Raw genomic sequence first — 7,547 nt, 5'->3', positions numbered from 1 at the left:
GTGAAACCCCTATTCATTCCATCGATAATTAATAAAAACACTATGTACCCACCGAAGCGGGTCGCCATTCTAACCAAGTTATCCACATCTGTCATGGAAAATTCTGCAGATATTGCTCAAAAAGCCTGCTTATGAAAATAAATTTAAATTCAAACACTGGTGTGGATAAGTTTATCCGCAAACTGTGGATAGAATATAGCACAAAGTTATCCACAAACTATTAATTTCATAAAAACAATCTTATCCACACCATATTTTATTGTTTTATAATTAAAAAAGTGTCATTTCCACAGAAAAAGACCACCCTAATAGTAATAAATTTAAATTTATAAATTTGAATTTATTTATAAGAGACCTGTTTTCTGGGGATAACTGGAGATCCAAAATGAATTTAAATTTAAAAACATGCACAGCAAGTGAATTTAAAGACTTGTGGATAATTGTGTGGGTAATCTTGTTGGTAACTTATATCACTTTAATAAACAATAATCTAGGTTGTGTATAAGAAAAAAAGAGCAGTTGTTTAAATGTTATCGAGAAAAGAGCAAGCTCAAGCTGCTGTTACAAATAAAAAGGCTTAATTTCACAAGAAAATCGGTTTTCCATTGACAGCTCAAGCAATGAACACTAAACTCGCGAACCTTCATTGAATGATCATTTTTGGAGTTTCGATATGAAACGTACATTCCAACCATCTGAATTAAAGCGTAAGCGCGTTCATGGTTTCCGTGCTCGTATGGCTACTAAAGCTGGTCGCCAAGTATTAGCTCGTCGTCGTGCAAAAGGTCGTCACAGCTTAACTGTTTAATCAATAGTTAACGCTTAAACGATTTTGGGTGTTATGACTACACTTTATGGCTTCAGCACAGAGGTTCGTATTCGCTGTGCTGCCGATTATAAGAGTGTCTTCGATGGTGCGCTTTTTAAAGTGCATCAGCCCCATTTCTTATTTCTAGCAAAACTGACCGAACAACCTCAAAGTCGTTTGGGTATTGTTGTTGCTAAAAAGAAAGTGCGTCGTGCACACGAAAGAAATAGAGTAAAACGTTTGGCTCGCGAAAGTTTTCGCTTGCATCAACAGCAATTAACTTTAGATATTGTGGTTATGCCTAAAATGGGGATAGAAACAGTGCCTAATGCAGAGTTGCACCAGCAATTACAATTTGCTTGGCAAAAATTACAACGTCTTGCCAAAAAGCATCAAAAAATAGCTCCCTCCCTGCAAAAGTAGAGATGGCCAATGGTCCGGTTACTGCATTGGTTAATTCGATTTTATCAAATTGCGATTAGTCCTTTACTTGGACCGCGTTGTCGTTATATCCCTACATGTTCTCAATATTCATTGGAAGCAGTCCATACACATGGTGCTGTGCGTGGTGTGTGGTTGGCTACTAAACGTATTTGCCGTTGTCATCCTTGGGGTGGATCGGGGTATGACCCTGTTCCAAACAAAAGGATTCGTTTTATCTCTTTTCAGCAAATAGATTCTCAAAAGCATCTGGTTGCTGTACCCTTTCGTGATTGTTTCTTGAACCAAAATCACTCTAACCACTTGGGGTAATCGATATGCAACAATGGGCCAGGTTTGCCATTCTCGGGGCCATGTTTGTTGTCGCTTATTTGCTCATTTTGGCTTGGCAAAAAGATTATGGACATGCTGAGACTCAGCCACAGCCACAACAGGCTGCAGCAGTTTCACATGAAGTATCTGCAGATTTGCCAAATGCCCAAACGGCTTCAGCAGCGTCTGATATGCCACAAGCAAATATCGCGACTCAGCAACCAGCTACAGAAGCAAAAGCATCTGTAAATCAACAGCTTATTTCAGTACAAACTGACCTTTATCATCTTTGGATTAATCCTAAAGGTGGTGATATTGTTCGTATTGAATTGTTAAACCATGACAAGAGCAAAGACAGTAACGAAGCATTTGTCATGCTTGAAAGTGATGCAAAACGTACTTATGTGGCGCAGTCTGGTTTAATTGGTCTTAATGGTCCAGACAGTAACCGTAGCGGTCGCCCAATGTATGAGATTGAAAAATCTGCTTATACATTGAATGATGCCAAAGCGGTTCAAACTGAAGATGGAAAAAGCATCAAAGTGTTAACTGTACCGATGGTACTGAAAACAGCTGATGGTGTGGAAATCATTAAAACCTTTACCTTCAAGCAAGGTGAATATCCTGTTGTTGTGAACCATAAAGTGGTGAACCGCAGTGGTCAAAACTGGCAGGGTCAAATGTTTGGTCAACTCAAACGTGACAACTCTGATGATCCAGGCAAATCGGATCAAGGTATTTTCACGCTGGGCACTTTCTTAGGTGGTGCTTGGGGTTCGCCTGAAGAACATTATAACAAGCTTAAATTTGCTAACTTCAATGAAGAAAAATTGAATGTTGAAGCGAAAGGCGGCTGGGTTGCTATGGTTCAGCACTACTTTGTGAGTGCTTGGATTCCAGGTGACTTAAAATTGACGCAAGCCAATGGTCAACCTTATGTTGCAAAATTAGAGTCGCGTAAGTCAACGGATGATATGAATATCATTGGTTTTACTTCACCGACGATTACTGTGCCTGCTGGTACAGTGGCTGAGATTGACGCGACCTTCTATTCAGGTCCTAAAGTTCAATCTGAGTTAAAAGAGCTCGCAACAGGGTTAAACCAAACTGTTGATTATGGTTGGTTATGGCCAATTGCGAAATTATTGTTCTTGGGTCTTGAGTTCTTCCACGGTTTAGTGGGCAACTGGGGCTGGGCAATTATTTTGTTAACGGTCTTGGTGAAATTGATTCTTTGGCCATTGTCGTCTAAGAGCTATCGCTCAATGGCGAAAATGCGTGTCATTGCACCTGAAATGCAGCGTATGAAAGAAGAGTTCGGTGAAGACCGTATGCGCTTCTCTCAAGAAATGATGGCTCTATATAAACGTGAACAAGTCAATCCGCTTGCGGGTTGTTTGCCATTGTTATTACAAATGCCAATTTTCCTTGCGTTGTACTGGGTGTTGATGGAGTCTGTTGAGCTTCGTCATGCGCCATGGTTACTTTGGATTCAAGATTTGTCAGCGATGGATCCGTGGTTTATTTTACCGCTGTTAATGGGCGCAACGATGTTCATTCAGCAGTCTTTAAACCCCCAACCTGCTGATCCAATGCAAGCGAAAGTTTTCAAAATCATGCCGATTGTTTTCACAGTCTTTATGTTGTTCTTCCCTGCGGGTCTCGTGTTGTACTGGATTGTCAACAACAGTATCACGATTATTCAGCAGACCTTGATCAACAAATCTGTTGAAAAAGACCGCTTGAATAAGGAAAGTGCGTCGAGTTAATCGAGGCAACTTTTCGCGAAAAGCTGAATAAATCCGCTTAAGATGGTAATCTTAGGCGGATTTTTCATTGTGTGACTTTTAAGATTTTTTAGGTGAATGTTATGTACAACCGAACCACGATTGCTGCCATTGCAACACCACCTGGGCGTGGTGGTGTGGGGGTCATTCGCCTATCTGGTCCCAAGTCTTATGAGATTGCACAGGCCTTGACCCAAAAAGATTTACCGAAAGCCCGTTTTGCTGGTTTTCGCCAGTTTTATGATGCGTCTGGCGAGGTGATGGATGAGGGCTTAGCGATTTGTTTTCCGAACCCGAACTCGTTTACTGGTGAAGATGTGGTTGAGTTGCAAGGTCATGGTGGCCCTGTCATTCAAAATGCTTTACTGGGGCGTTTGTTGGAGCTCGGTGCGATTGCAGCAAAAGCCGGTGAGTTTTCCATGCGTGCTTTTGAAAATGGCAAACTGGATTTGGTACAGGCTGAAGCGATTGCCGACTTGATTGATGCCACGTCTCAAGCGGCTGCACGTTCTGCGGTACGTTCATTACAAGGCGCATTTTCAACTAAAGTGAATCATGTGTTGGAGCAATTGATTCATCTACGTTTGCATGTGGAAGCTGCGATTGATTTTCCTGAAGAAGAAATTGATTTTCTTGCGGACGGGAAAATTTTAAATCTTTTAGATGGTGTTACAACTGCTGTGAACCAAGTGCAACAATCGGCTCGTCAAGGACAGTTGCTGCGTGAAGGTTTACAAGTGGTGATTGCTGGAAAACCGAATGCAGGTAAGTCATCACTGCTCAATGCATTAGCAGGCATTGAACGCGCCATTGTGACGGATATTGCAGGTACGACGCGGGATGTCTTACATGAAAAAATTACCCTGAATGGCTTACCCATTACCTTAACCGATACCGCGGGTTTACGTGAAACGGGTGATATTGTGGAAAAAGAAGGGATTCGTCGTGCTATTAAAGAAATTGAGCAAGCTGATCTCTTGCTCTTGGTTTATGACTTAAGCCAAGGCGAAGACCCACTTCAGTTAGCGCAAGCATATTTTGCTGAGCATATTGAACCGAAACGTTTAATGCTGATTGGCAATAAGTGTGATTTGATGGAAACGACATCGCATATCGAAGATTTTAACGGCTTCCGTCATATTATGGTTTCGGCAAAGCAAGAAACTGGCGTTCAAGCGCTCATAGAAGCGATTACAGCGCATGCAGGCTTCCAGCCAGAAGAAGATACCTTTATTGCACGTACACGCCATTTAGACGCAATGAAACGCACTCAGCTTTACCTTGCTGAAGCGCGTGAACAATTGGTGGTGTATAACGCAGGTGAGTTGGTCGCAGAGTCGCTACGTTTGGCGCAAAATGCTCTCGGCGAAATTACAGGGGATTTTAGTGCGGATGATTTGCTTGGGAAAATTTTTGGATCGTTCTGTATTGGAAAATAACACTGCTAAAGATCAAAAGCCCTGATCACAGGGCTTTTGATCTTTAAATCAGACGTATACTGCTTTTATGCGCAAACCACAGATAAACACACAATAAAGCGATGGCAATGCAAAAGCTAATGATCCCGAAGCTTAATCCAAAGTGATCTGCCAGATAACCCACAGCTACAATAGGCACAATCGTACCTAAATAACCAATAAAAAGATAAGTCGACATCACTGCAGCACGATTCTCTAAGGTGGTCATGGCATGAATGAGACCAAAGGAACCAATCAAGGTCAGGCCATGTCCGACACCAACGAGAAAATCACTGATAAAGAAAAATGCACTCAGTTGAAATAGCATACACAGCGCCAAAATGCCTAAGCTTGCAATCAAGGTGATTAAGCCATAGTTAAGGCACTTATAAGCAGGAATACTTCTGGCAAAATACTGCACCACGGCCGAGACAATTAAAATACTGGTAATAGCTGAACCGCTAATGAGGGGGCCGTGCCACGGCAAAATATCCCGCACAAATGAAGGTGATAAGGATGCAAATAAGCTAAATGCGGCAAAGGCACTAAATGCGGTAAATCCAACAATGAAAAACAACTGATGATATTGCCCTTCAGGTCGGAGCAGTTTCGGAGCAATACTAAAAGGCTGTGCGGTAAACGTGGGAGACTCAACCCAAAATAAACCAAAGAAACACAGTACAGCGCCAAGAATAACGGGTAGATAAGGACTGACCAAAGGATATTCTGAAAATTGAGCTATCAGGCCACCAATCAGCGGGCCTAAGCCAAAGCCTACTGCGGTAATAATCGAACTGAGCTGCGGCGCAATCTGTTGATGGCTTTTGGGCACGGTATACATCAGTCCCAGTAAGGCAGAAGTGGTCATCAAACCAGATGCAATACCAATAATAAAACGCCCCAAAGATAAAATGAGAGCATCAGAAGCATAAGCGGAAATCACCAACCCGATGCTAATAAACACCAACCCTACTTGTAAGGTTCGTAAATAGCCAATGCTATTACTGGTCCGGCCGAGAAACAGTAAAGTAGCGAGACAACCAAACATATAAGCCACAAAAATATAGGTGATCTGACTCGGCACCAGATGCCATAAGGCTTGATACAGCGGGTAAAGTGGACTGGCTAAGGCAGTCCCCATCGTTCCCATCATTAAGGCGAGGCTGACCATACAAAATGGACGCCAAGAAGTGCTTGTTGTCATGCAAATGCCATGCGGCTCTCTCGGTCAAAACAAGAATATTTTGATGCCCAAGAGAAAAAGGATAGAGAGCAACAGTGTATCGGTTTGTGGAAAAAATGGTCAACTAAAAACTTGAAAAAGAACGCAATAAAACTTAGCCATAGCGTTTCAGCAGTTTTAAGAACTCAGCCAACTCTTCTTCATTGACCTGTTCAGCTTGTGCTAATACATGATGGCGTAAATGTGCTTCAACGAGTTCATTCATTAGTCCATTGACCGCGCCTTTTATAGCAGCGACTTGTTGTAAAACATCGATACAACTGGCATCGGGATGTGTGATCGAGAGTTCAACGGCGTTGACCTGCCCTTGTAAGCGTTTCACACGGTTTAAAATTTTTTTATCTTCATGCAAATGACTCAACACTTTGCTCCAAAAATAAATATACTAAGGGGGAGTATATTGGTGAATGATTTAAAATGCAAAATACCCCATCACGTCAGCATACGCATCATTTTGATGACGGTAATCCACTGGCACAAAAACGGATTTTAATGGCGACCATTTTAACGGCAGTCATGATGTTATTAGAAGTGATTGGTGGATGGATTTTCCAATCAATGGCTTTGCTGGCAGATGGTTGGCATATGAGTTCTCATATGTTGGCACTGGGTTTGGCTTATTTTGCCTATCGTGCTGCGCGGCATTATGCCCATGATCAGCGCTTTAGTTTCGGTACATGGAAAATTGAAATTCTTGCAGGTTACAGCAGCGCTATTTTGTTGATGGTGGTGGCGGGTTTTATGGCTTTTCACTCGATTCAGCGTCTATTCTCGCCTGTACAAATTCATTATAACGAAGCGATTCCAATTGCGATTTTAGGCTTATTGGTGAATTTAATCTGTGCATGGTTGCTGCATGATGGTCACCATCACCATCACCATCACCATCACCATCACCATCACCATCACCATCACCATCACCATCATGATCATGCATCAGAAGTACATAGCCATCATCATGATTTAAATCAGAAAGCTGCATTTATGCATGTGGTGGCAGACGCCGTGACTTCTATTTTCGCGATTATCGCACTGATTTTTGGTAAATATTTGGGTTGGGATTTTCTCGATGCTGCTCTTGGGATCGTAGGTTCAATACTGGTGGCTAAATGGGCACTGAGCTTAATGCAAGAAACGGGAAGAACCTTGTTAGATGCTGAAATGGATCATCATGTGGTGGATGAAATTCGAGAGGTGGTGGCAGAACTACCGCAGACGACCTTGACCGATTTACATGTGTGGAAAGTAGGCAAAGGCAAGTTTTCCTGCATTTTGGCTTTAGAAACGACGGTAGACTTAACTGCGGATCGCGTGCGGGCAATGCTCTCGATTCATGAGGAAATTGTTCATGTCTCGGTGGAAATTAATAGCACAGCCCTCATTGTTCCACGTGAAACTTTGGCCAGTTCATAAGCAAGGCGTGTTGGGTTTCGGTAAAGCCGTGGAAAAAATGATTCAATGCTTGAATAATACGCTCTACACTAGCGCCGTGGTTCTCC

8 protein-coding genes are annotated in these 7,547 nt (G+C 42.4%); 6 read left to right on the top strand and 2 right to left on the bottom strand.

From position 1 onward, the window contains the following. The first annotated feature begins 673 nt into the window (after nt 1-673). From rpmH to mnmE, 5 genes are all read left to right on the top strand, one after another. Nucleotides 674-808, top strand: a complete 135-nt coding sequence (rpmH, locus tag ACFN7Z_RS17545) for a 50S ribosomal protein L34 (protein WP_000831329.1) — start codon at nt 674-676, stop codon at nt 806-808. A gap of 33 nt (nt 809-841) precedes the next feature. Continuing rightward, nucleotides 842-1,231 carry a ribonuclease P protein component gene (gene rnpA, locus ACFN7Z_RS17540; RefSeq protein ID WP_039890852.1) on the top strand — a complete coding sequence of 130 codons (390 nt, stop codon included), beginning with the start codon at nt 842-844 and terminating at the stop codon, nt 1,229-1,231. Nucleotides 1,232-1,240: 9 nt separating this feature from the next. Next, nucleotides 1,241-1,561: a membrane protein insertion efficiency factor YidD gene (gene yidD, locus ACFN7Z_RS17535; protein ID WP_004977726.1), complete on the top strand. Its 321-nt coding sequence runs from the start codon at nt 1,241-1,243 to the stop codon at nt 1,559-1,561. 5 nt (nt 1,562-1,566) lie between these two features. Next, nucleotides 1,567-3,330 carry a membrane protein insertase YidC gene (gene yidC / locus ACFN7Z_RS17530; protein WP_004697434.1) on the top strand — a complete coding sequence of 588 codons (1,764 nt, stop codon included), beginning with the start codon at nt 1,567-1,569 and terminating at the stop codon, nt 3,328-3,330. A gap of 101 nt (nt 3,331-3,431) precedes the next feature. After that, nucleotides 3,432-4,787 (top strand): tRNA uridine-5-carboxymethylaminomethyl(34) synthesis GTPase MnmE, encoded by a 1,356-nt coding sequence (mnmE, locus tag ACFN7Z_RS17525; protein WP_126039086.1) that lies wholly within the window; start codon nt 3,432-3,434, stop codon nt 4,785-4,787. Nucleotides 4,788-4,830: 43 nt separating this feature from the next. On the opposite strand, the gene ACFN7Z_RS17520 is transcribed toward mnmE, so the two are convergent. Together ACFN7Z_RS17520 and ACFN7Z_RS17515 are read right to left on the bottom strand one after the other, a co-directional pair. Continuing rightward, nucleotides 4,831-5,976, bottom strand: a complete 1,146-nt coding sequence (locus tag ACFN7Z_RS17520) for an MFS transporter (protein WP_164836612.1) — start codon at nt 5,974-5,976, stop codon at nt 4,831-4,833. 166 nt (nt 5,977-6,142) lie between these two features. Continuing rightward, on the bottom strand, nt 6,143-6,409 hold the full coding sequence (locus ACFN7Z_RS17515; protein ID WP_004697473.1) for a metal/formaldehyde-sensitive transcriptional repressor: 267 nt from the start codon (nt 6,407-6,409) through the stop codon (nt 6,143-6,145). A 56-nt stretch (nt 6,410-6,465) separates the two neighbouring features. On the opposite strand from ACFN7Z_RS17515, the gene dmeF reads away from it, so the two are divergent. Further along, the gene (dmeF, locus tag ACFN7Z_RS17510; protein ID WP_279699876.1) at nt 6,466-7,461 is read left to right on the top strand and encodes a CDF family Co(II)/Ni(II) efflux transporter DmeF; all 996 of its coding nucleotides are present in this window, start codon (nt 6,466-6,468) and stop codon (nt 7,459-7,461) included. Nucleotides 7,462-7,547 lie beyond the last annotated feature (86 nt).

Source organism: Acinetobacter sp. P1332 (assembly GCF_044057475.1).
GTDB lineage: Bacteria > Pseudomonadota > Gammaproteobacteria > Pseudomonadales > Moraxellaceae > Acinetobacter > Acinetobacter johnsonii.
The sequence above is the reverse complement of the archived record's forward strand: the minus strand, read 5'-3'. Positions and strand labels throughout refer to the sequence as shown.